The sequence below is a fragment of the Thauera phenylacetica B4P genome, from assembly GCF_000310225.1.
Taxonomy (GTDB): Bacteria; Pseudomonadota; Gammaproteobacteria; order Burkholderiales; family Rhodocyclaceae; genus Thauera; species Thauera phenylacetica.
On the sequence record NZ_AMXF01000011.1, the window covers coordinates 1 to 20,637 of the forward strand.

Genomic DNA, 20,637 nt, shown 5'->3' on the forward strand with positions numbered 1-20,637 from the left:
CGTCACCGAGGCCTTGCCATCGGCCAGCGTCACCTTGGAGGCGAAGGTCGCCTGCGGCCAGCCCGCGAGCGCGGCGAGCATCTGCCCGGTCTGGTTGGCGTCGTCGTCGATCGCCTGCTTGCCGCAGATCACCAGCTGCGGCTGTTCCTTGTCGCACACCGCCTTGAGCAGCTTGGCCACCGCCAGCGGCTGCAGCTCGACGTCGGTCTCGACCAGGATGCCGCGGTCGGCACCGATCGCCATCGCCGCGCGCAGGGTCTCCTGGCAGGCGCCCACGCCGCAGGACACCGCCACCACCTCGGTGGCCACGCCCGCTTCCTTCAGGCGCACCGCCTCCTCGACGGAGATCTCGTCGAAGGGGTTCATGCTCATCTTGACGTTGGCCAGGTCCACGCCGCTGCCGTCGGCCTTGACGCGAACCTTGACGTTGTAATCGACCACGCGCTTGACCGGTACGAGGATCTTCATGTTTCGCGCCTCCGCTCAGTACGTGCCGAAAAGGGCTTCGCCATGCTTCATCGCGCTGCGTGCGATGACCATGCGGTGGATCTCCGAGGCACCGTCGAAGATGCGGTAGATGCGGGCGTCGCGGTACATGCGCTCGATCGGCATCTCGGCGCAGTAGCCCATGCCGCCGAACACCTGCACCGCACGGTCCGCCACACGGCCGAGCGTCTCGGCGGCGAAGACCTTGACCATCGCGATCTTGTCGCGCGCATCGCGACCGGCGTCGATCGTCGAGGCGGCATCGAGCACCATCAGGCGTGCGGCGTTGATCTCGATCACGCTGTCGGCAATCATCTGCTGGACCATCTGGAAGTCCCCGATCGGCTTGCCGAACTGCTTGCGCTCCTTGGCGTAGCCGACCATCAGATCGAGCAGCCGCACCGACTTGCCCACCGCACGCGCGCCCACCTGACCGAGGCGCACGCGCCCCAGGGTCTCGAGGATCAGTCGGAACCCCTGGCCTTCGCCGCCGAGCAGGTTCTCGGGGCCGACCGGGACCTCGTCGAAGGCAAGCTCGACATGGCTGGTGCCGGTCAGCCCCATCATCTTCTGGTCGCGCCCGATGGTGAAGCCCGGCGTGCCCTTGTCCACCAGAAACAGCGAGATGCCCTTCGGGCCCTTGTCGGGATCGGTGACGGCCGAAACCATGAAGAAGTCGGAGAACTCGCCGTCGCTGATGAAGTGCTTCGTGCCGCTGATCTTCCAGCCCCCCTGCCCGTCGGCGACCGCCCGGGTCTTGATGCTGGCGGCGTCTGAACCGGCGCCGGGCTCGGTGATCGCGATCGAGAAGGTGCGCTCGCCGCGCACCGCCGGCTTCAGCCAGCGTTCGTGCTGGGCCGGGGTGCCGACTAGGAGGGTTTCATAGACGTTGCCGAAGGCGCGGCGGATCAGGATGTCCTTGGCGTGACCGAACTGTTCCTCGCACAGCATGGTGTCGACCGCGGACAGGCCGCCACCGCCGAACTCTTCAGGGATGTTCATCGCGTACAGGCCGTTGGCCATCGACTTCTCGAACAGCGCACGCGCCTTCTCGGGCGCGAGGCGGCCGGTTTCCTCGATTTCATCCTCGAGCGGCAGCAGTTCGTTCTCGACGAAGCGGCGGACAGTCTCGACGAGCATCTTTTGTTCGGAACTCAGGTTCATATCCATTTCTTGCGGTCTCCAGGTGTACCCTCGGTGAGGCGGGACTGAGGCGGGAACGGGTGGGGCGTGCGGACAACGTGCGGGTCGGGCCTTCGCGGCCGCTCACCGCATGGAAGCGGGCCGCGGCGGCGCCGGATTGATGCTCTCGAGGTAGTCGGCCAGCGGCGCGAACGCGGAGAGCTCCTCGGCCGCCTGACGCAGTTCGGGAATCAGGGCCTCGATCGCCGCCTCGGTCAGGCGCACGCTCGGGCCGGCGACACTGACCACACCGCCGACGCGATCGGAACCCGGCGCGGCCACCGCGACAGCGCAGGACGACATGCCTGCCGCCCAGGTCTCGATCGCGCAGGCGTAGCCACGACGCCGCGTCTCGGCGACCTGGTGCATGACCTCGGCGATGGTCCTGGGGACGCGCGCGCCACGCTGCTCGAGCTGGGTGAAGCCCTGGCGGACGACATGTGCGATCGCCTCGTCCGCGGGAAGACTGGCAAGCCAGGCCATGCCGCTCGCCGAGCAGAACAGGGCTGCCTCGCCGCCCATGTCCGGATCGAAGCGCAAACCGCTGCGCGCACCCTGCGCCTTGGCGACGAAGGGCAGACGACCGTTGTCCACCACCGCGAGGCGAACCAGCTCGCCACAGGACTGCGCAAGGCGATTCAGCACCGGCTGCACCACTTCCAGGATGCCGCTGCCACCCAACAGGCGGAAGCCGAGCGACATCAGCCGGGTGGTCAGCAGATAGCGCCCCGATTGCTCATCCTGGGCCACATAGCCCAGCTGGATGAACTCGGCGAGCAGGCGATGCACGCCGCTCTTGGGGATCTCCAGGCGATCCGCGATGTCCTGCAGGGGCAGTCCATGCGGACACTCTGCCAGGAGCTCCAGCACATTCATCGCACGCAACAGCAGACTCCCCGCCATCGAACACCTCATTTCTTGAACTTAGTTCCATTTTTGAACCTGAGTCCGATTTTGTCAATGTTTTTTTGAGCAGAACTACAGTTCGCCTGACGAAGCCTTTCTACCAAAAAAAGTTGCATTGAACAGAACTAAATTCTATCTTAACGAAAACCGGCGGCCATCAAGCACCACCACCGCCCACCCTCGACAAAGAAAGAGCGCTCCCCTGCCGCATGAGCAGGATCACGCCCCTGCACGGAAACGGAGACATGGCGCACCGATTCTCCCTGGCTCGACCGGACGACCCACCCCACTCGCCTGCGGAGACCCTGCGGATCGCGATGCGCGCGGGTTACACCCACGCGAGTCTGCGGCTTGCCGACCTCGCGGCTGCCGCGTGGCCCTTCCTGCACCGCGACCGCGCCGGGGCCAACGGGGAGGTCCGCGCCATCCTCGAGGACAACGGGATCCGGGTGCTCGATCTGGAGGGTGCGCCGATCGACGCCTTCAGCCCGCTCGACACCTTCCTGCCACTGCTCGAGACCGCAGCCAGGCTGGGCGCACGCCATGTCGTCGCGCGCATCGACGACACCGAACGCGAGCGCGCGACCGAGGCCTTCGCCAGACTGTGCGACCGCGCGCTCCCGTTCCGGCTGACGGTGGAGTTGTCCTGCGTCCATGGCAGCGCCACCCCCCGACTGGCCGCCGCCGCGGCGGTGGTCGGCGCGATCAACCGCCCGAACGCCGGCATCCTGATCGACACGCTGGACTTCACCCGCGCCGGCGACGAGCCCGAGGAGCTGCGCAGGCTGCCCAAGGAGTGGTTCCATCTGGTCCGGGTGCGCGACGCCGCCTCCGCCGGATCGACCACCAACTGCCCCGCCGTGGTGCTCCCGGGCGAAGGCTCGGTCGACCTGCGCGGCATCCTCGATGCACTTCCCGCCGGGCTGCCCTACGCGCTGGTGCCGCCGCGCGCCGCGAACGCAGGCGCCGAGGAAGGGTGGGCACGCCGCTGCATCCTGGCCGCGCGCGACTGCATCGACGGTCTGCACGGCATCCGGGACCTCCAGGCGGCATGAGTTTCGACGCGCGCGCGACAATGCGACACCCTCCTCCCTCCCTCTTCGTCGCGCGCGCCCTTTTCTTCCCGACGGCCGCGAGGCCTGCGCCGCAGTCGTGGCGCAGGCCTCGCCCCGGCACCGGCCGCCCATCGCGCTCGCCAAATGGACGCGACGCCAGCGGGCCACTATCGTCATCAGGATGGCGGCGGACACCTCGTGTGGCGCCGTCGACGCAGCTCCCTTCACCCGAGCGGATCAGACCATGAAACAGGAATTTTCTCTCGCCCACCTCACCGTGCTGGGCTGCGCGCCCCCCGAGATGGTGTACATCGCGGCGCGCGCCGGATATGACTACGTCAGCATCCGCCCGATCTTCATGGGCCTGCCCGGGGAGCCGAACTACGCGCTCGCCGAGAACCGGCAGATGCTGGCGCAGACGCGGCGCGCGCTGACGTCGACCGGCGTGCGCGTTCACGACATCGAGCTCGCGCGCATCTTCGACGGGGTGACCGTGCGCGACTACCTGCCGGCGATGGAGGTCTCCGCCGAGCTCGGCGCCAAGGCGGTGCTGTCGTCGATCTGGGGTGGCGAGCGCGAGTACTACATCGAGAAATTCGCCGAGCTGTGCGACCTGGCCAAGCCCCTGGGCCTGAGCGTCGACCTCGAGTTCGTCCCGATCGCCGCGGTGCGCGACCTCGCCGGCGCGGCGGACGTGCTGCGCACGATCGACCGCGACAACGCCGGCCTGATGATCGACATGCACCACTTCCATCGCGCAGGCGACGACCCGGCGGCACTCGACGCGCTGCCGCGGGAGTGGTTCCATTTCGCCCATTTGTGCGACGCGCCGGCCGTGATCCCCACCGAACGTCAGGAGATGATCCGCATCCTGCGCGAGGCACGCATGTATGTCGGCGAGGGCGGCATCGACGTCGCCGGCATCCTCGCCCACATTCCGCACTGCGTGTATTCGATCGAGCTGCCCAACAAGGCCGCGCACGAGGAAATGGGCTACGCCGAACACGCCACCCGCTGTCTCGAAACCCTCAAGGCCTACCTCGCGCGCGACGCTCGCGCTTGAGGCGCGGCACATCGAAACATCCACAGGTTCTGGAGCGCATCGCATGAAACACCCCCTGGTGCTCGACCCCGCCGGCCGCAAGCCCGGCGGCGAAACCCCGCTGATCTGCACCCCGCTGATCGGTCGCAGCAAGGAACGCCTGCTCGGCGAACTCGCCACCATCCTGCGCAAGAAGCCCGACATGCTGGAGTGGCGCGTCGACTGCTTCGACGCGGTCGCCGACACCGCAGCGGTGCTCGATGCGGCCGTCGCGCTGCGCGCCGCGGCCGCAGGCCTGCCGATGATCTTCACCTGCCGCAGCGCCGGCGAGGGTGGCCAGCCCACCGCCCTCGACGAGGCCGGCGTAGTCGCCCTGCTCGAGGCGGTGTGCGAAGGCGGGCTCGCCGAATGCATCGACTTCGAGCTCGGCAATTCGCCGGCCCATGTGCGCCGCGTGCGCGAATTCTCGCGCAAGGCCGACGTGAGCCTGATCCTGTCCTACCACCAGACCAGCTACACGCCCGGGCAGGAATTCCTCATCGACCGCTTCCTGGAGGCCGAACACCTCGGCGCCGACGTCGCCATGGTCCAGGTCCGGCCGCGCGACCGCGCCGACGTGCTGCGCCTGCTCGCCGCGACCTCAGAGGCCGACGCGAAGACCCGCATCCCGCTGATCTGCTCGGCGATCGGCCCGCTCGGTTCGGTCAGCCGCATGGTGGGCGGGCTGTTCGGTTCCTGCCTCACCTTCGCCGTGGGCGAGCACTCCTCGGCGCCCGGGCAGATTCCGGTAGGCGATCTCGTCAGCGTGTTCGACGTGATTCGTCGCGCGCGCGGTGGCGAGATGTTCTGAGACCGTGCCGAATCCGGACGGCAAGTCGGGCGTAACCCCCGCGGCGGAAGCGGGCGCCACGCCCGGGTTGCTCGAACTCTTCCTCGCTTGCAGCCGCATCGGCCTGTCCGGCTTCGGCGGCGTGCTGCCCTTGCTGCGCCACATGCTGGTCGAGCAACGCCGCCTGCTCGACGGCCCCGAATTCAACGCCCTCCTCGGCCTGTGCCAGTTCCTGCCGGGCTCGAACGTGATCAACCTCGCGGTGTGCGTGGGCGCGCGCCTGCACGGCGTGCGCGGCGCCATCGTCGTGACCGCGGGGCTGCTGATCGCCCCCTTCGCGCTGATGATGGGGCTCGCCGCCCTCTACGGCCTGTGGGGCCATCTCGCCATCGTGCAGGACATGCTGCGAGGCATCGCGGCCGCCGGCGCCGGGCTGCTGTTCGCCACCGGGCTCAAGATGGCGCAGGCCATGCATGAACGCTGGCTTTACCTGCCCTTCGCCGTGCTCATCCTGGTGGCCATGGTGGTGCTGAAGCTGCCGCTGCCGCCGCTGATGCTCGCCCTGCTGGCCGTCACCGCCGGACTGGCATGGTGGCGCGCACGCCGCGCGCTGGCGGAAGCCGGGAAGGTGCCGAGGCCATGATCCTGCTGCTGCTCGACCTGTTCGTCCAGTTCGCGATCCTCAACGTGATCGCCTTCGGTGGCATCACCGCGCTGCTGCCGGAGCTTCACCGCCTGGTGGTGGAGCAGCGCATGTGGATGGACAGCACCACCTTCGCCCATCTGTTCGCGATCGCCCAGTCGGCACCCGGGCCGAACCTGCTCGTGGTGTCGCTGATCGGCTGGAAGGTCGCCGGCATTCCCGGCGCGATCGTCGCCACGCTGGCGATCAGCCTGCCGATGAGCGTCTTCATCTACGTCTTCTACCGCCACTGGGAACGCTTTCGCACCGCACCCTGGCGCGCGGCGATCCAGGTCGGCGTCGCCCCGCTCGCGGTCGGCCTGGTGTGCGCCAGCGGCTGGCTGATCGCCGCCTCGGCCGGGCTCGACTACCGCGGCGTCGCGCTCGTCGTGGTGTGCACCGTGCTGATGTTCTACCGCCACTGGCACCCGCTGTGGTACATCGCCGCGGGCGCCGCGGCGGGGGCGGCGGGCCTCGTCTGAAGGCACGGCGCCCCCACGGGCAAGCCCCCCGGGGTGCAAGAGCACGGACAAAGCCCGCCCGATCTGTCGACCGGGCGGGCTCCGAAGCGGATTCACGCAGGCTGAACGCGGGCCCTGGCGGGCCCGCGTCGCGATCGCGCTCAGTCCGTGCTGACGTGCGATACGCCGCCGTCGGGCGAGTAGATGTCGAGGATGTTCCAGTGGCCGGTGGTGGGCACCGGGTTGTTCTTCATCGCGACATCGATCACGAAGGGCTTGTTCGACTTGACCGCACGTTCCAGCACCTCCTTGAACTCGGCGGCCGATTCCACCTTGACGCCCTCGGCGCCGTAGGCGCGCGCGACGGCGGCGAAGTCGGCCTGGTAGGGCTGGTCGTCCTTGCGGAAGAGCGTGCCGACGGTGGTGCCGTAGTGCGCCTTCTGCAGGCCGGCGATCGTGCCGAACGCGAAGTTGTTCATCACGATCCAGATCGCAGGGATGTCCTCTTCCACGGCGGTGGCGAGCATCGCCGGGTTCTGGCCGAAGCCGCCGTCACCGACCAGGGAGACGACCACGCGATCCGGGCAGGCGACCTTGGCACCGAGCGCGGCCGGGGCGCCGAAGCCCATGGTGGCGTAGCCGCCCGGGGTGAGGATGCTGCCCGGAGTGTAGATCGGGAACTGCTGGCCCACGCCGTTCTTGTTCCAGCCGACGTCGGTGGTGATGATCGCGTCGCGCGGCAGCACCTCGCGCACGACCGAGAGGATGCGCTCAGGCATCATCGGGAAGCAGTCGTCCTCGACGAACTTCTGGTTGCCGGCGACGAAGGTCTTGCGGAACTCGGCGATCTCCTGGCGCAGGGCTTCATTGCGGCGCGGCTGCGGCAGCATCTCGCGGGCGACGCGGTTGAGCACCTTGAGCGCTTGCTTGAGATCGGCCACGGCGCCGATGGCGACCGGATAGTTGCGGCCGATCTCGGACGGGTCGATGTCGATGTGGATCAGCTTGCTCTTGTCGAAGTCGAAGGTGAACTCTTTCTCCCAGGAGCTGCAGTCGGCCTCGGCGAAGCGGGTGCCGACGCCGAACACCCAGTCGGCGTTCAGGCACTTGCCGTTGACCAGCTCGGTGCCCCAGAAGCCGGTCATGCCCAGGACGAGGTCGTGGTCGTCGGGCAGCACGCCCTTGCCCATCAGCGAGTGCGCGACCGGGATGCCCATGTGGTCGACGAAGGCCTTCAGCTCCTCGGCCGCGTCGGCGAGGATCACGCCACCGCCGGCCTGGATCACCGGGGCCTCGGCGTCGAGCAGGGCCTGCACGATCTGGCGTGCGGTCTCGTCGTCGATCGAGGGCTTGTTGAGCGCGCGGGTGTGTCTGGAGACGCGTTCGAACAGCGCGGGATCGATCTCGCGCGAGAAGAAGTCCATCGGCACGTTGACCAGCACCGGGCCGGGGCGGCCGCTCTCGGCGAGCTGGAAGGCCTTCTCCATGATCTCCGGGAACAGCTCCGGGGTGTCGACGCGCCAGGCGCGCTTGACGAAGGGGCGGTAGATCTCCCACTGCGAGGCGTCCGCGTGCAGGTTGATCTCCTGGTGCGGGTGCTTGCCGTAGTAGTAGCTCGGAATGTCGCCGGCGATGACCACCATCGGGATCGAGTCGAGGGCCGCGTTGGCGACGCCCGTGGAGGCGTTGGTGAGGCCCGGGCCGAGGTGGCTGAGCACGACCGAGGCCTGCTTCTTCGCGCGTGCGTAACCATCGGCGGCGTGCGAGGCGATCTGCTCGTGGCGGGTGTTGATGAAGCGGATCTTGCTGCCCTCCAGCGCGTTGAGCACCGCGATGTTGGTGTGGCCGCACAGACCGAAGATGTGCTCGATGCCGCGGTTCTCGAGGTACCGGACGAGCTGGTGAGAGATCGTTTGCTTTTTCATGTGTCGCCTCCTGGTTGGGATAGGGCTGCTGCTCGAATCTTGCGCCGTGTCTCGGCCGACGCTGCCTGGGGTACTGCGTTCGCGAATGCGCGGTGCGCGATCAATCCTGCGGCGGCAGGCTGCGCCGCGCCGGACCGGCATAGGTGTAGGGAATGCTCTTGGGCATCGGGCCCTTGATGCGGCCGCCCTGCTGATGCTGCTCCCATGCGTGCGACAGGATGCCCACCGAGCGCGACAGGATGAACAGGCCGCGACCGAGCTCCGGCGCGAAGCCGAGTTCGGCGTAGATCACCGCGGTCGCACCGTCGATGTTCATCGGGATGCGCTTGCCCTTGCGGCGTTCGAGGACGCGCTCGACCTCGCGGCCGATGTCGACGTAGCGCCCGCTCACCGCCCCCTTGTCGCGCGCAGCTTCGGTGAGCGCCAGCAGACGGCCCGAGCGCGGGTCGATCGGATGGAAGCGGTGACCGAAGCCGGGGATGACCTTGCCGTTCTCGGCCACCCAGGCGTCGAGCGCGAGCTCGACCGCCTGCCCGATCGGCTCGCCCGCGTCCATGCGACGCGCCACGTCGGCGTAGATCTCCATGCACTGCTGGCCGGCGCCGCCGTGGATGCCGGCGAGCACATTGACCGCCGAAGCCATGGCGTTGTTGAGCTCGACGCCGCAGGTGACGGCCATGCGCGAGATCGAGATCGACGGCGCCTGCGGGCCGTGATCGACCGCCGCCACCAGTGCGGCCTCGAGCAGGCCGGCCTGCTCGGGCGTGGGCAGATCGCCGCGCACCATCAGCCAGATCATCTGGGGGAAGCTGATGTTGCCGATCAGCTCCTCGATCGGATAGCCGCGGACGGCGATCTTGCCCGGGTGGATGTCGATGATCTCGGTGGTCCACCAGGCCTTGGCTTCCTGGACGATGTCTTCTGCGCTTTTCATGGTCAGACCGCCTTGGCGTCGTGAAGTTGGGCGATTTCCGCAGCCGAGTAGCCGAGTTCCACAAGCAGGGAGTCGGTGTGCTCGCCGAGCTGCGGCGGCGGCGTGGCGACGTCGGGGTTGCCACCCGCCATCTTGAAGCCGGCGCGCACCAGGCTGATGTCGCGGCCGACGCCGGGCACCTGCTCGAAGTGCGCGAGCAGGTCGCGGGACTGGATCTGCGGATGGCCGAGGACCTGCGGCACGCTGAGCACCCGCCCGGCCGGCACGCCCAGCTTGGCGAGGATGGATTCCCACTCCGCGGCCGACTTGCCGGCGAGCCCGGCCTCGACCTCGACCTTGAGCGCCTTGCGATTGCGCTTGCGCGTCTCGCGCTCGGCGAAGCGCTCGTCGGTGGCGAGCTCGGGGCGACCGATCGCCTCGGCAAGGGCGACGAACTGCTCCTGCTTGTTGGCGGCGATGTTGAGCAGCCCCTCGCCGGTGCGGAAGGTGCCCGACGGCGCGGCGGTGAAGTTCTCGTTGCCCATGGGCACCGGCTCCTTGCCCGCGATGAGATAGTTCGAGACGATCCAGCCCATGGTGACGATCGTCGAGTCGAGCATCGACACGTCGATGAACTCGCCCTCGCCGCTGCGGCTCTGGCGCACCAGCGCGGCCGCCACGGCGAACGCGGCGGTGATGCCGCCGATGGTGTCCGCCACCGGGTAGCCCACGCGCAGCGGCGCGCTTTCGTGGTCGCCGGTGATGCTCATAACGCCGGACATGCCCTGCACGATCTGGTCGTAGGCCGGCGCATGACGCATCGGCCCGCCCTGGCCGAAGCCGGAGATGGCGCAATAGACCAGCTTGGGGTTGGCTTTCTTGAGGATCTCGTAGCCGAGGCCGAGGCGGTCCATCACGCCGGGGCGGAAATTCTCGACGAGCACGTCGGCGGTGCGCACCAGGCGCAGCAACACTTCCTTGCCGGCATCGGACTTGAGGTTGAGGGTGAGCGACTTCTTGCCACCGTTCTGGGCGAGGAAGGAAGCGCCCATCTTCTTCTTGTTCAGTTCGGCATCGGCGCCGAGCTGGCGCGCCAGGTCGCCCGATTCGGGCACCTCCACCTTGACCACATCGGCGCCGAGCAGGCCGAGCTGATAGGCGCAGAACGGCCCGGCGAGCACGTTGGTGAGGTCGAGTACGCGGACTCCGGAAAGTGCAGCGGTCATGTGCTACCTCTTCTTGTGAGGATTCATCGATGAGGAACAGGTCTCCTGAATCCAATAATAGAACGCAATTCCCGATATCGCAACTATTTTTGGAACTGCGTTTTGTCTGACAGACCGATGCCGGCAAACTCCCGTGCGGTATGCCCGCCGCAGAAAAAAGACCGCCCGCAACGAGAGCGCGCTCTCGCCGCGGGCGGTCTTCTCCAAGGCGCGAACCTGCCTTGCCGGCCTGCCGAATCCGGGCTCAGCGGCGGATGAAGGGATTGGGGACGTCGAGGTCGGTCGAGATCCACACGCACTTGGTCTCGAGGTATTCCTTGATCGTCTCGCTGCCCGACTCGCGACCGATGCCGGAGCGCTTGAAGCCGCCGAAGGGCGCGGTGAAGCTGGTGGCGCGGTAATTGTTCACCCAGATCGTGCCGGCCTTGAGCTTGTCAGTCACCAGCATCGCGCGGTGCAGGCTCTGGGTCCACACGGCGCCGGCCAGGCCGTAGAGGACGTCGTTGCCGATGCGGATGGCGTCTTCCTCGTCCTTGAACTTGATCACCGACAGCACCGGGCCGAAGACTTCTTCCTGCGCGATGCGCATGCTGTTGTCGACCTCGGTGAAGATCGTCGGCTCGACGAACAGGCCTGCACCGAGGTCGGGACGCGCCTTGCCACCGAGCACGCATTTCGCACCCTCGGACTTGGCCACCTCGATGTAGCTCAGCACCTTCTCGAACTGAGGGCGGGTGGCGACCGGGCCGATCTGGGTGTCCATCTGCGTCGGGTCGCCGAGCTTGGCCTTGCTGACGAAATCGATCAGGCGGGCGATCAGCTCGTCGTGGATGGATTCCTGCACCAGCAGGCGCGAGCCGGCCTGGCAGCTCTGGCCGGTGGCGGCGAAGATGCCGGACACCACGCCCTTGACCGCCTGGTCGAGGTCGGCATCGTCGAACACGATGTTGGGCGACTTGCCACCGAGTTCGAGGGTGACCGTCTTGAGGCCCTTCGCGGCCTGCTCGTAGATCATCTGGCCGGCGATCTCGCCACCGGTGAAGCCGATGTGGGCGACGTCGGGATGCGCCACCAGCGGCTCGCCGACTTCCTTGCCGAAGCCGGTGACGACGTTGACCACACCCTTCGGAAAGCCGGCCTGCTCGAACAGCTTGCCGAGCTCGACCGCCGAGGCGGAGGTGAACTCGGACGGCTTGATCACCGCGGTGCAACCGGCGGCGAGCAGCGGCGCGAGCTTCCAGCTCGTGAGGGTGAGCGGCGAGTTCCACGGCGTGATCACCGCGACGACGCCCTTGGCCTCGTACTTGGTGTAGCAGAACACGCCCTTCTTGTCGGTCGGGATGACCTGGCTCTGCACCTTGTCGGCGAGACCGGCGTAGTACTGGAAGTACTGCCCCATGTAACGCACCTGGGCGACGACCTCGGAGGCCAGCTTGCCGTTGTCGCGCATCTCGATGTCGGCCAGGTGCTGGGCGTTGGCGATGATCAGGTCGCCGAGACGCCACAACAGGCGGCCGCGCTCGCTGGCGGTCATCTCGGGCCAGGCGCCCTTCTCGAAGGCGCGATGCGCGGCGGCGACGGCAGCCTGCACGTCGTCCTTGTTGCCGCGGGCGATCATCGCCCAGGCCTCGCCGGTGTAGGGATTCTCGGTCGGGAAGTACTCCCCCGAGGCCGGCGGCACGATCGCGCCGTCGATGTAGTTGCCGTAGTGCGGAAGGGTCGCGGTGTTTGCCATTGATGTCTCCAGTCACGAATCGAACAGGCGCTCTTTCAGTCTCATTCACGCTGCCGCGAGAAGCCTGGCGCGGTTTCGTGTTTCGCTTATCAGAACTTGGTTCTAGTATGGAGTATCATCTCGAGGGTTTCAAGCCGAATCTGTATTTTTTTTGGCCTGTCAAGCAGACGCACTCGAAGCGGGCTTCCGCCACGCCCGAGGCCCCTCGAAGCCGCGTCCGAACGCTGAAGGAGGGGCCGAATCCGGGCTATCATCCACAGCGAAACAGGAACACTGTTCAACTAATTTGGCGCAAGAACATGAGCACAGAAGGTGTGGCATCGGTAGAGCGTGCGCTCTCCATCCTGGACGTTTTCACCGACCGCGAGAAAAGCCTGACCCTGACCGAGATCTCCAAGCGGGCCGGGTTCTACAAGAGCACCACGCTCCGCCTGGCCGAGTCGCTGGAGAAATTCGGCTACCTGCGCCGCTTCGAGGACGGCACCTACATGATCGGCCCCAAGCCGCTCTTCCTCGGTTCGCTGTACCAGCGCCACTTCAGCACGCACGACTTCATCCCGCCGCTGATGCGCCGAATGTCCGAGGAACTGCGCGAGGGCATCTCCTTCTTCATTCGCGACGACAACCATCGCGTCTGCCTGCACCGGGTCGAGGCGCCGCGCTCGATCCGCGACACGATCCACGAGGGCGATGCCTTGCCGCTGACCGTGGGCGCCTCCGGGCACGTGCTGATGGCATTCAGCGGGATGAGCGGGGAACGCTACGACCAGGTGCGCGCGCGCCTGTACGCGATCTCGCTCGGAGAGAGGGATCCCGAAACCTCGGCCGTCGCCGCCCCGGTGTTCTCCGGCGGGCAAAGGCTGGTGGGCGCGCTGACCGTTTCCGGGCCGCGCTACCGCCTGGACCAGGCCGCGCTGGAGGCGATCGTGCCGGCGCTGCAGCGTTACGCCGCCGAACTCACCGAAACCCTCGGGGGAGCCTGGCCGGGCAAGAGCGACGCCAAGCCGGCCGGCGCCGACTGAAAGCGGGGAAAGCGCACCCCTGCCGCCACGCGGGAGAGATGCGCGCGCGGGCTCAGGCGCGGACGGCCGCGGGGATGCGGCGGCGCGGCAGATCGATGTGGCGCAACTGGTCGATCAGCCAGAGCAGGGATTCGCGCGCCTGATCGGCGACGAGCTCCGGCGGCAACTGGGCGAAATCGTCGTTGCAGGCGTTCAGATAGAAGCCGCCATGGAAACCGATCACGCGCAGGCGGCGGATCAGCTCGAGCAACGACTCCGCATGACTGCCGTCGCCGGGAAAAACCCGGACGAAATCGCGCTCGCCGCGGGTCTGCTCTTGCGGATGAAGTGCGATCGCGTCACTGAGCCCGACCAGGAACAGGCGATCCCCGTAACACCGGTCCAGGGCATCGAGCCCGCGATCGGCGACGAAGAGGTGGCCGGTATCGATCGCCAGCCCCAGGTTCGCGCGCTCGGCGGCATTGACACGCTCCTCCGCACTCACCACGTCGCACGCCACCGCCGAGCCCGGGCGCCCCTGATAGGCGATATCGACCCCCTTGGGCACGGCGAGTGTCGCCAGCTTTGCGAGATCGCGCGCGACACGAACCGGATCGGCCGCCGCCTCGGGCACGCCGCTGGCCGAGACGAGCAACATCGGCGCGCCAATCGCACGACACAGCCCGAGGAGTCCCTTCGCAACCGTCACCTTGTACTCGTGCAGTGGTCCTTCGAGTCCCTCGAAATCGCTCAGCTGGCGCAGCGCCTGCACGCGCACCCCGGCGCCGCGCACCAAGGCCACGGCGGCCTCCACGCCCTGCGGATGCCCCACCAGGTCGGACGCCGCGAACACCATGCGCCGGAACCCCCGGCTCACCGCTGCGTGCAGGCGCGCTTCCAGCGGGCCCGCCATCGAACTGGCATCCAGCGCGACAGAATCGAAATCCAAGCTTCCCTCCTGGAATCATTGCGAACGACCGCATCCGGGCGCCACACGCCCGGGCGGGGTTCAGACCTCGGTCGGCTTGCTCGCGACCAGCTCGAAAGTGGCGGAGCCGAGATACACCTGGGTGAGCGCACCGCGTTCACCCGGATGCAGATGCCCCTCGTCGATGAAGACCAGCCCCCGCTCGCGCAGCAGACGGGTCGCCTCCGGGACGTCGGGTGCGCCGAAGCCGATACGCACCAGGCCTTCGTCCCAGTGGATGTCCTCGGCCCCCTCGGGCGGCTCGACGAGTTGCACGTAGAAACGACCACAGGGGCTGCGCAACAGCGTGCCCTTGGGAAGGATGCCGACGAAGCTGCCCGGCGGCAGTTCGACGAAGCCGAGCAACTGACTGTAGAAATCCACCCACTCGCCGGTGCGGAAGGCCCCCACCGCCTGCACCAGTCCGAAATAATGCAGGCCGGCGATCGCGGGGGGGTTGGGATCCATGCCCGGCAAGGGCACGAAATCTACGTCGTAGATGGAAAAATCCTTGTAGCGATCGACGAAGTAGATCGTGCTGTCGCCGCTGCCCAGGATGCCCGGGATGTTGAGCTCCATCGCAGCAGCCCGTCGCGGGATCTCCCAAGCGCCGGCGTCGAGCGAGTGACGCATCGCATGCGCCGCATCACGAACCCGGAAGGCCACCGCGGAGAGGTAGGTCGCGCCCGGCTCGGCGCTGGCCCCGTCGGCGTTCACGATCAGGTTCATAGCCCCCTGGCGGTACAGCACCACCTCGCGAGAACGATGGCGCGCCACCGGCGCGAAGCCCATGAGCTGGAGCACACCACCCAGCGCCTGAGGCTTGCCGGTGACGAACTCGATGAACTCCACCCCATCCATGCCCAGGACATTCCGGGGTTCGGGAACCAGATCCAACGCAGTCATTGCCGATACCTTGAGGAGAGAGCACGTCCGCAGCGGGTGCGGAACGCGTGCGTGCCCGGCTGCGGCCGGACGATAGCTCGAATCTACTCGAAACGCGCAGCCCGGCCAAGCAAGGGACGGTTGGCTGGATCCGCCCGGACCGATCCCCCCTCGATCGTCCAGGCCCGCCTCAGCGCAGCTTGCTGGCGATGAACTGCAACGCGAGGTTGTAGCCCATCGTCCCGAAACCGGCCATCACCGCCTCGGCGATATCCGAAAGATAGGAATGGTGGCGGAAGGGTTCGCGCTTGTGCACGTTGGAGATGTGCACTTCGACGAAGGGCAGGGCCACGCCATTGAAGGCATCGCGGATCGCCACGCTGGTGTGCGTATAGGCACCGGGATTGATCAGCGCGAACTTCACGCCCTCGCTGCGCGTCTGGTGGATGCGCTCGACGATCGCACCTTCGTGATTGCTCTGGAAGCAGAGCACTTCGAGGCCGAGCTCGCCGCCCTGGGCGACCAGGCCGCTCTCGACGTCGGCCAGCGTGGTGGCGCCGTAGATATGGGGCTCGCGGGTGCCGAGCAGGTTGAGGTTGGGGCCGTTGATGACGAGGACCTTGCTCATCGGGAATCTCCGGTGGTTCGTGCAATGGGTAGGACGGCAAATGGGTACGACTGCAAAAGCGAAGGGCCCGGCCACGCGGATGTACCGACGGCCAGGCCCGGATGGAACGAGCCTTGCTGCGTTCCGGGCTTGCTGCGGATTACTTCGTCCGCAGCTTGGCGAGTTCCGCCTGCAGCTCGGTAACGACGTCGGCACCGACGGTGGCCGAGTGCTTCTCGATCACCGGCTTCATCTTCTCGCGCAGCTTTGCGACCTCTTCCGGCGGCAGCTCGGTGACCTGCATGCCGGCCTTCTTGAGCGCTTCGAGGGCGGTCTCGCTTTGCTCGCGCGAGACCTTGCGCTGATGGGCGATCGCCTCCTTGGCCGCATCCTGGAACACTTTCTTCTCATCCGCGCTGAAGGTGTCCCACACCTTCTTGCTGATGATCATCGATTGCGGGTTGTACTGGTGGCGGGTCAGCGCGAGATGCTTCTGCACCTCGGCGAACTTGTTCGCGAGGATCACGGTGACCGGGTTCTCCTGGCCATCGACCGCGCGCTGCTCGAGTGCGTTGAACACCTCGGGGAAGGCCAGCGCCACCGGGTTGGCACCGAGCGCCTGCACCCAGTCGAGGTTGATCGGGTTGGGGATCACGCGCAGCTTCAGGCCGGCGATGTCTTCCACCTTGTTGATCGGACGCACGTTGTTGGTCAGATTGCGGAAGCCCAGCTCCCAGTAGCCGAGGGCGACGATGCCCTTTTCCTCGAGCCTGGCATGCAGCTTCTGGCCGAAGGGGCCGTCGACGACCGCGTCGACCTCGTCGGAGTTGTTGAACAGGAAAGGCAGGTCATAGACGCCGAGCGCCGGCACGTGCGAGGCGAGGATACCGGAGTTGAGCGCGGTCATCTCGATGGTGCCGCCCTGCAGGGCCGAGACCGTCTGCTGGTCGCCGCCGAGCACGCCACCCGCGAACACGCGCACCTTGATCTTGCCGCCGGTCTTCTCGCCGACCAGGTCGGCAAACTTCTGCGCGCCGACCTCCGCCGGGTGTCCCTTCGGGTTCTGGATGCCGAGGCGAAGCGTGCGCTCGGAGAAGCTCTGGGCATACGCGCCCATGCTGGCCACTCCCATCGCCAACGCAGCGGCAGCGGTCATTGCGGTCTTGATGAACATCCGTTTCTTCATGGTCGATCTCCTCAGTGCCGGGACGGCGGGTACGCAATTGTCTTGCACGACTGCGTGCGTACCGGACGCAGTCGCACTGTATCTCAGACGGGACGCGCCGACCGCGCCCCGATGCGGCGGGCCGGTGGAGCCTCAACCGAGGCCGAGCGCCGCGACCGCCTTCTCGGCGTGGAGCACACCGTCGCGGACCATCGCCTCGATCTGCTCGGGGGTATAGCCGAGTTCCGCAGCGAGCTTGCGGTTGTGCTGTCCCATCAGCGGCGCCGGCGTCGTCTGGGTGGTGTCGCACGCCGAGAACCGGAAGGGGAGGTTGGGCAGCCTGACCTTGCCGAGCACCGGATGATCCTGCTCGATCAGCATCCCGCGGGCCTGGATCTGCGGGTCCGCCAGCACTTCGTCGATACGCTGCACCTTGGCGCAGGGCACGTCGACCGCATCGAGCGCCGCCAGGCACTCGGCCGCGCTCATGCCGGCCACCCATGCACGCACCACGGGCAGGATCTCGAGGCGATGCTCGTTGCGCCCCGCGGCGGTGTGGAGGCGCGCATCGGCGGCAAAGGCCGCGTTGCCCGTCTGACCGGCCACCAGGGCAGCGAAGCGCCTCCAGGCGTCGTCGACCTGCGCCGCGATCACCAGATGATCGCCGTCCTTCGCGGTGAAGACCCCGTACAGTGTCGAGGTCGGCAGATCGTGCCCGGTCTGCTGCGGGATCTCCTTGCCGCCCGACAGGGTGTAGCACTGCACCGCATATTCGTGCATCGACATCAGCGTGTCGTACAGCGCCATGTCGATGTGCTGGCCGCGGCCCGATTTGACCCGCCCCAGCAGCGCCGCACACACCGCCGCCACGCCATGGATGCCGGTGTACAGGTCACCGAGGGCGACCCGCAGCAGCGGCGGAGCCTCGCCCGGCTCGCCCACCATGGCCATGATGCCGCTCTTGGCCTCCGCGATCAGGCCGAAACCCGGTCGATGGGAATCGGGGCCGGTATGGCCGTAGGCGGAGATCGAGCAATACACCAACCCCGGATTCTGCTCGGCCAGTTTCTCGTAGCCGAGCCCCAACTTCTCGAGCGCGCCCGGGCGATAGTTCTCGACGAAGACGTCGGCCGAACGCACTAGCTTGTGCATCATCTCGAGCCCGCGCGGGTCCTTGATGTTGATGCAGACGCCCTCCTTGCCCATATTCTGCTGCAGGAAGTAGCCGCTCTGGCCCTGGATGAAATAGGGATGGTCGCGACCGGCGTCGCCGGAGGTCGGACGCTCGATCTTGATGACCTCCGCACCGAGCGCTGCCAGGCACCGGGTCAGGTAGGGGCCCGCGAGGAAGTGCGTGTAGTCGATGACACGAATGCCTGCGAGCGGAAGCTGCTGAGTTGCCATGATGTCGAAGTCCGGTTCGGGTCCTGGATCACCTGCGCCGAGCACTTATCCGCACATCGGCCAGACTGATTTGCAGCGCAAAGATAGGCCTCGCTTGAGCCCGCGTAAATGCAATGCCTGACATATAGTTCATTGCGCTTCGCAATAGTATTGCTAAAATCCAGCGTATTCAGGGCCTTGACCGAAACACGGTTCCGCATGACGCACCCAAAAGAGATCGATGCCACGCTGATCGACGTCAAGCTTCTGCGTCTGCTCGACCTCCTCTACGACACCCGCAGCGTCACCCGCTGCGCCGAGCTGCTCGAACAGAGCCAGCCGACGATCAGCATCTGGCTGTCACGACTGCGCCGGGAGCTGCACGACCCCCTGTTCGTCCGCAGCGCCGAAGGCATGCTGCCGACGCCCCGCGCGGACGCCCTGATCGTCCATGTCCGCGACGCGCTCGCCGCGCTGCGCCGGCTCTCGGCACCGGAGCACGGCTTCGATCCCGCCAGTTCCGAGCGTCGCTTCCGCATCTGCATGACCGACGCCAGCCATGTCACGATGCTGCCGCAACTGTTCGCCCATGTGCATGCGCTCGCCCCCTCGGTGACGCTCGAGGCGCTCGGCATCGCCGGCGGAACCGCCGGCCTGCTGCAGGCGGGCGAGGCGGACCTCGCGCTCGGCCTCGTGCCGGAGCTGGAATCGGGCTTCTACCAGCAAGCGCTGTATCCGCAGGACTGGATCTGCCTGGTCAACCGCTACCACCAGCGCATCGGCGAACAGTTGAATCTGGAGAGATATGGTCGCGAGGGACACGTCGGAATCCTTTCCGGGTCGGGCTCCACCCTCCTGCGCGAGACGCTCAAGGCGCAGCAGGTCGAGCGCCGAGTCGCGATCGAACTCCCGGGCTTTCTCGGGCTGGCCGCGATCGTGTCCACGACCGACCTGATCGCCACCGTTCCCCGCCACATCGGCAATGCGCTCGCCCGCAGCGCCAGCCTGAGGATCCTCCCCTGCCCGCTGCCGATCCCGCCCTTCATCGTCAAGCAGTACTGGCACGCGCGCTTCCACCACGACAGCGGCAACCGCTGGCTGCGCGAGATGTGCGTCTCGCTGTTCCAGCACGAGCCGCTGGCTGCGGCGTGCTGAACCGCGCGCGGCGCTCGCCTAGCGGAGATCCACGCCGGGGAACAGCGCCGAGCGGCTCGCCACCCAGATCCACAAGGTGATGCTGAAGAAGGACACCACCGTGGTCAGCACCAACGCCGCGGCCGCCTCGCGCTCCAGCGCATATTGCTGGCTGAGGATCGGATAGATGCTGAACATGGGCATGCACCCGAACAGCACCGCGGCCATGCGCACCGCGGGCTCGATTCCCGGCACCAGCATCACCGCGGCCAGCACTGCGAGCGGGTGCACGCAAAGCTTCATGAAGCTCACCAGCGCCACACCGCCCAGCAACCCGCCCAGCACGACGCCGGCCAGGCTTCCGCCCACCACGAAGAGCGAGATGCCGGCCGAGCCCAGCGCTAGCATGTCGATCGCCTTCAGGACGGGCGCCGGCAGGGCGAGGCCGCTCAGCGAAGCGACAAACCCCGCGCTGATCGCCAGGATCATCGGGTTGCGCAGCAGGCGGCCGAGCGTGCGCGACAGTGCGCGCCAAAGCGTGGCGTCCCGGTTACCGAGCGTTTCGGCCGCCGCCAGCAGCAAGGGGAGCATCAGCAGGTTCTCGACGATGACCACCATGGCCACGGCCAGCGAGGCGGTCGGCCCGAGCACCTGCAACACGACCGGCAGGCCGATGAACATGCTGTTCGACATCGACGACCCCATGCCCACGACCACCGCCGCAAGGGAGTTGCGCCCCAGCACGAAGCGGGCCGCCGTCACTGCGACGGCAAACGCGAGCAGCGAGCCGATCAGATAGGCGAACAGCAAGCGCAGATTGAGAATTTCCGCCACGCTGCTGCGCGTGAGGGTCAGGAAGAGCATCGCCGGCAAGGCGAACTGGATCACGAAGCGCCCGAGCACGCGAATCTCGACGGACGAGAACAGGCCGGCACGAACCGCGATGAAGCCGAGACCGATGATCAGGAAGATCGGCGTAGTGATGGCGAGGATGTCCAGCATGCGCTCGGGAGGCCCCAAAAGAAGAAAGGCGGCCCGAAGACCACCTTTCGT

General features: G+C 67.1%; 20 protein-coding genes. 7 read left to right on the forward strand and 13 right to left on the reverse strand.

Annotation, left to right across the window (positions count from 1 at the left end):
- From C667_RS03335 to C667_RS03345, 3 genes are all read right to left on the reverse strand, one after another.
- Window positions 1-468: electron transfer flavoprotein subunit beta/FixA family protein (locus tag C667_RS03335; RefSeq protein WP_004357015.1), on the reverse strand; the 468-nt coding region annotated here is incomplete at its 3' end.
- Window positions 469-483: 15 nt separating this feature from the next.
- Window positions 484-1,650 carry an acyl-CoA dehydrogenase family protein gene (locus C667_RS03340; protein ID WP_245538420.1) on the reverse strand — a complete coding sequence of 389 codons (1,167 nt, stop codon included), beginning with the start codon at window positions 1,648-1,650 and terminating at the stop codon, window positions 484-486.
- 102 nt (window positions 1,651-1,752) lie between these two features.
- Window positions 1,753-2,571: an IclR family transcriptional regulator gene (locus C667_RS03345; RefSeq protein ID WP_004357019.1), complete on the reverse strand. Its 819-nt coding sequence runs from the start codon at window positions 2,569-2,571 to the stop codon at window positions 1,753-1,755.
- A gap of 248 nt (window positions 2,572-2,819) precedes the next feature.
- Here C667_RS03345 and C667_RS03350 point away from each other — a divergent pair, with 248 nt between their 5' ends.
- The 5 genes from C667_RS03350 to C667_RS03370 all read left to right on the forward strand — a co-directional run bounded on the left by C667_RS03350 (window position 2,820) and on the right by C667_RS03370 (window position 6,664).
- On the forward strand, window positions 2,820-3,629 hold the full coding sequence (locus tag C667_RS03350) for a sugar phosphate isomerase/epimerase family protein (protein ID WP_083881262.1): 810 nt from the start codon (window positions 2,820-2,822) through the stop codon (window positions 3,627-3,629).
- Window positions 3,630-3,873: 244 nt separating this feature from the next.
- The gene (locus tag C667_RS03355) at window positions 3,874-4,692 is read left to right on the forward strand and encodes a sugar phosphate isomerase/epimerase family protein (RefSeq protein WP_004357023.1); all 819 of its coding nucleotides are present in this window, start codon (window positions 3,874-3,876) and stop codon (window positions 4,690-4,692) included.
- 43 nt (window positions 4,693-4,735) lie between these two features.
- Entirely contained in the window at window positions 4,736-5,521 is a 786-nt protein-coding gene (gene aroD / locus C667_RS03360) for a type I 3-dehydroquinate dehydratase (protein WP_004357026.1), read from the forward strand.
- Window positions 5,522-5,525: 4 nt separating this feature from the next.
- Window positions 5,526-6,143 (forward strand): chromate transporter, encoded by a 618-nt coding sequence (locus C667_RS03365; protein ID WP_157302165.1) that lies wholly within the window; start codon window positions 5,526-5,528, stop codon window positions 6,141-6,143.
- Window positions 6,140-6,664, forward strand: a complete 525-nt coding sequence (locus tag C667_RS03370) for a chromate transporter (RefSeq protein ID WP_157302167.1) — start codon at window positions 6,140-6,142, stop codon at window positions 6,662-6,664. The genes C667_RS03365 and C667_RS03370 overlap by 4 nt, the downstream gene beginning before the upstream one ends.
- A gap of 140 nt (window positions 6,665-6,804) precedes the next feature.
- On the opposite strand, the gene C667_RS03375 is transcribed toward C667_RS03370, so the two are convergent.
- The 4 genes from C667_RS03375 to C667_RS03390 all read right to left on the reverse strand — a co-directional run bounded on the left by C667_RS03375 (window position 6,805) and on the right by C667_RS03390 (window position 12,442).
- Window positions 6,805-8,568 carry a thiamine pyrophosphate-binding protein gene (locus C667_RS03375; RefSeq protein WP_004357033.1) on the reverse strand — a complete coding sequence of 588 codons (1,764 nt, stop codon included), beginning with the start codon at window positions 8,566-8,568 and terminating at the stop codon, window positions 6,805-6,807.
- A gap of 100 nt (window positions 8,569-8,668) precedes the next feature.
- A complete protein-coding gene (locus C667_RS03380; RefSeq protein ID WP_004357035.1) occupies window positions 8,669-9,502 on the reverse strand; it encodes a citryl-CoA lyase in 834 nt (277 codons plus the stop codon).
- Between the two features lie 2 nt (window positions 9,503-9,504).
- Complete coding sequence (locus C667_RS03385) at window positions 9,505-10,707, reverse strand: CaiB/BaiF CoA transferase family protein (RefSeq protein WP_004357037.1); 1,203 nt, start codon at window positions 10,705-10,707, stop codon at window positions 9,505-9,507.
- Window positions 10,708-10,951: 244 nt separating this feature from the next.
- Window positions 10,952-12,442 (reverse strand): aldehyde dehydrogenase, encoded by a 1,491-nt coding sequence (locus tag C667_RS03390; RefSeq protein WP_004357039.1) that lies wholly within the window; start codon window positions 12,440-12,442, stop codon window positions 10,952-10,954.
- 107 nt (window positions 12,443-12,549) lie between these two features.
- Here C667_RS03390 and C667_RS03395 point away from each other — a divergent pair, with 107 nt between their 5' ends.
- A complete protein-coding gene (locus C667_RS03395; protein ID WP_245538421.1) occupies window positions 12,550-13,464 on the forward strand; it encodes an IclR family transcriptional regulator in 915 nt (304 codons plus the stop codon).
- A gap of 52 nt (window positions 13,465-13,516) precedes the next feature.
- On the opposite strand, the gene C667_RS03400 is transcribed toward C667_RS03395, so the two are convergent.
- The 5 genes from C667_RS03400 to C667_RS03420 all read right to left on the reverse strand — a co-directional run bounded on the left by C667_RS03400 (window position 13,517) and on the right by C667_RS03420 (window position 18,471).
- Window positions 13,517-14,392: a sugar phosphate isomerase/epimerase family protein gene (locus tag C667_RS03400; RefSeq protein ID WP_004357044.1), complete on the reverse strand. Its 876-nt coding sequence runs from the start codon at window positions 14,390-14,392 to the stop codon at window positions 13,517-13,519.
- Window positions 14,393-14,452: 60 nt separating this feature from the next.
- Window positions 14,453-15,316, reverse strand: coding sequence for a 4-hydroxyphenylpyruvate dioxygenase (locus C667_RS03405; RefSeq protein WP_039920695.1), 864 nt, complete (start codon window positions 15,314-15,316; stop codon window positions 14,453-14,455).
- A 169-nt stretch (window positions 15,317-15,485) separates the two neighbouring features.
- A complete protein-coding gene (gene aroQ, locus C667_RS03410; RefSeq protein ID WP_004357047.1) occupies window positions 15,486-15,923 on the reverse strand; it encodes a type II 3-dehydroquinate dehydratase in 438 nt (145 codons plus the stop codon).
- Between the two features lie 139 nt (window positions 15,924-16,062).
- The gene (locus C667_RS03415; protein WP_004357049.1) at window positions 16,063-17,088 is read right to left on the reverse strand and encodes a TRAP transporter substrate-binding protein; all 1,026 of its coding nucleotides are present in this window, start codon (window positions 17,086-17,088) and stop codon (window positions 16,063-16,065) included.
- A 132-nt stretch (window positions 17,089-17,220) separates the two neighbouring features.
- A complete protein-coding gene (locus tag C667_RS03420; RefSeq protein WP_004357051.1) occupies window positions 17,221-18,471 on the reverse strand; it encodes a CaiB/BaiF CoA transferase family protein in 1,251 nt (416 codons plus the stop codon).
- A 198-nt stretch (window positions 18,472-18,669) separates the two neighbouring features.
- On the opposite strand from C667_RS03420, the gene C667_RS03425 reads away from it, so the two are divergent.
- Window positions 18,670-19,605, forward strand: a complete 936-nt coding sequence (locus tag C667_RS03425) for a LysR family transcriptional regulator (RefSeq protein WP_004357053.1) — start codon at window positions 18,670-18,672, stop codon at window positions 19,603-19,605.
- An 18-nt stretch (window positions 19,606-19,623) separates the two neighbouring features.
- On the opposite strand, the gene C667_RS03430 is transcribed toward C667_RS03425, so the two are convergent.
- Window positions 19,624-20,586, reverse strand: a complete 963-nt coding sequence (locus tag C667_RS03430) for an AEC family transporter (protein ID WP_004357056.1) — start codon at window positions 20,584-20,586, stop codon at window positions 19,624-19,626.
- Window positions 20,587-20,637: the final 51 nt, after the last annotated feature.

Coding starts and splice junctions, on each gene's coding strand:
- C667_RS03405 (WP_039920695.1), bottom strand. CDS start 15,316: ATGACTGCGTTGGATCTGGTTCCCGAACCCCGGAATGTCCTGGGCATG.
- C667_RS03390 (WP_004357039.1), bottom strand. CDS start 12,442: ATGGCAAACACCGCGACCCTTCCGCACTACGGCAACTACATCGACGGC.
- C667_RS03345 (WP_004357019.1), bottom strand. CDS start 2,571: ATGGCGGGGAGTCTGCTGTTGCGTGCGATGAATGTGCTGGAGCTCCTG.
- C667_RS03380 (WP_004357035.1), bottom strand. CDS start 9,502: ATGAAAAGCGCAGAAGACATCGTCCAGGAAGCCAAGGCCTGGTGGACC.
- C667_RS03425 (WP_004357053.1), top strand. CDS start 18,670: ATGACGCACCCAAAAGAGATCGATGCCACGCTGATCGACGTCAAGCTT.
- C667_RS03375 (WP_004357033.1), bottom strand. CDS start 8,568: ATGAAAAAGCAAACGATCTCTCACCAGCTCGTCCGGTACCTCGAGAAC.
- C667_RS03370 (WP_157302167.1), top strand. CDS start 6,140: ATGATCCTGCTGCTGCTCGACCTGTTCGTCCAGTTCGCGATCCTCAAC.
- C667_RS03355 (WP_004357023.1), top strand. CDS start 3,874: ATGAAACAGGAATTTTCTCTCGCCCACCTCACCGTGCTGGGCTGCGCG.
- aroQ (WP_004357047.1), bottom strand. CDS start 15,923: ATGAGCAAGGTCCTCGTCATCAACGGCCCCAACCTCAACCTGCTCGGC.
- C667_RS03420 (WP_004357051.1), bottom strand. CDS start 18,471: ATGGCAACTCAGCAGCTTCCGCTCGCAGGCATTCGTGTCATCGACTAC.
- aroD (WP_004357026.1), top strand. CDS start 4,736: ATGAAACACCCCCTGGTGCTCGACCCCGCCGGCCGCAAGCCCGGCGGC.
- C667_RS03385 (WP_004357037.1), bottom strand. CDS start 10,707: ATGACCGCTGCACTTTCCGGAGTCCGCGTACTCGACCTCACCAACGTG.
- C667_RS03415 (WP_004357049.1), bottom strand. CDS start 17,088: ATGAAGAAACGGATGTTCATCAAGACCGCAATGACCGCTGCCGCTGCG.
- C667_RS03430 (WP_004357056.1), bottom strand. CDS start 20,586: ATGCTGGACATCCTCGCCATCACTACGCCGATCTTCCTGATCATCGGT.
- C667_RS03395 (WP_245538421.1), top strand. CDS start 12,550: ATGGAGTATCATCTCGAGGGTTTCAAGCCGAATCTGTATTTTTTTTGG.
- C667_RS03350 (WP_083881262.1), top strand. CDS start 2,820: ATGGCGCACCGATTCTCCCTGGCTCGACCGGACGACCCACCCCACTCG.
- C667_RS03340 (WP_245538420.1), bottom strand. CDS start 1,650: ATGAACCTGAGTTCCGAACAAAAGATGCTCGTCGAGACTGTCCGCCGC.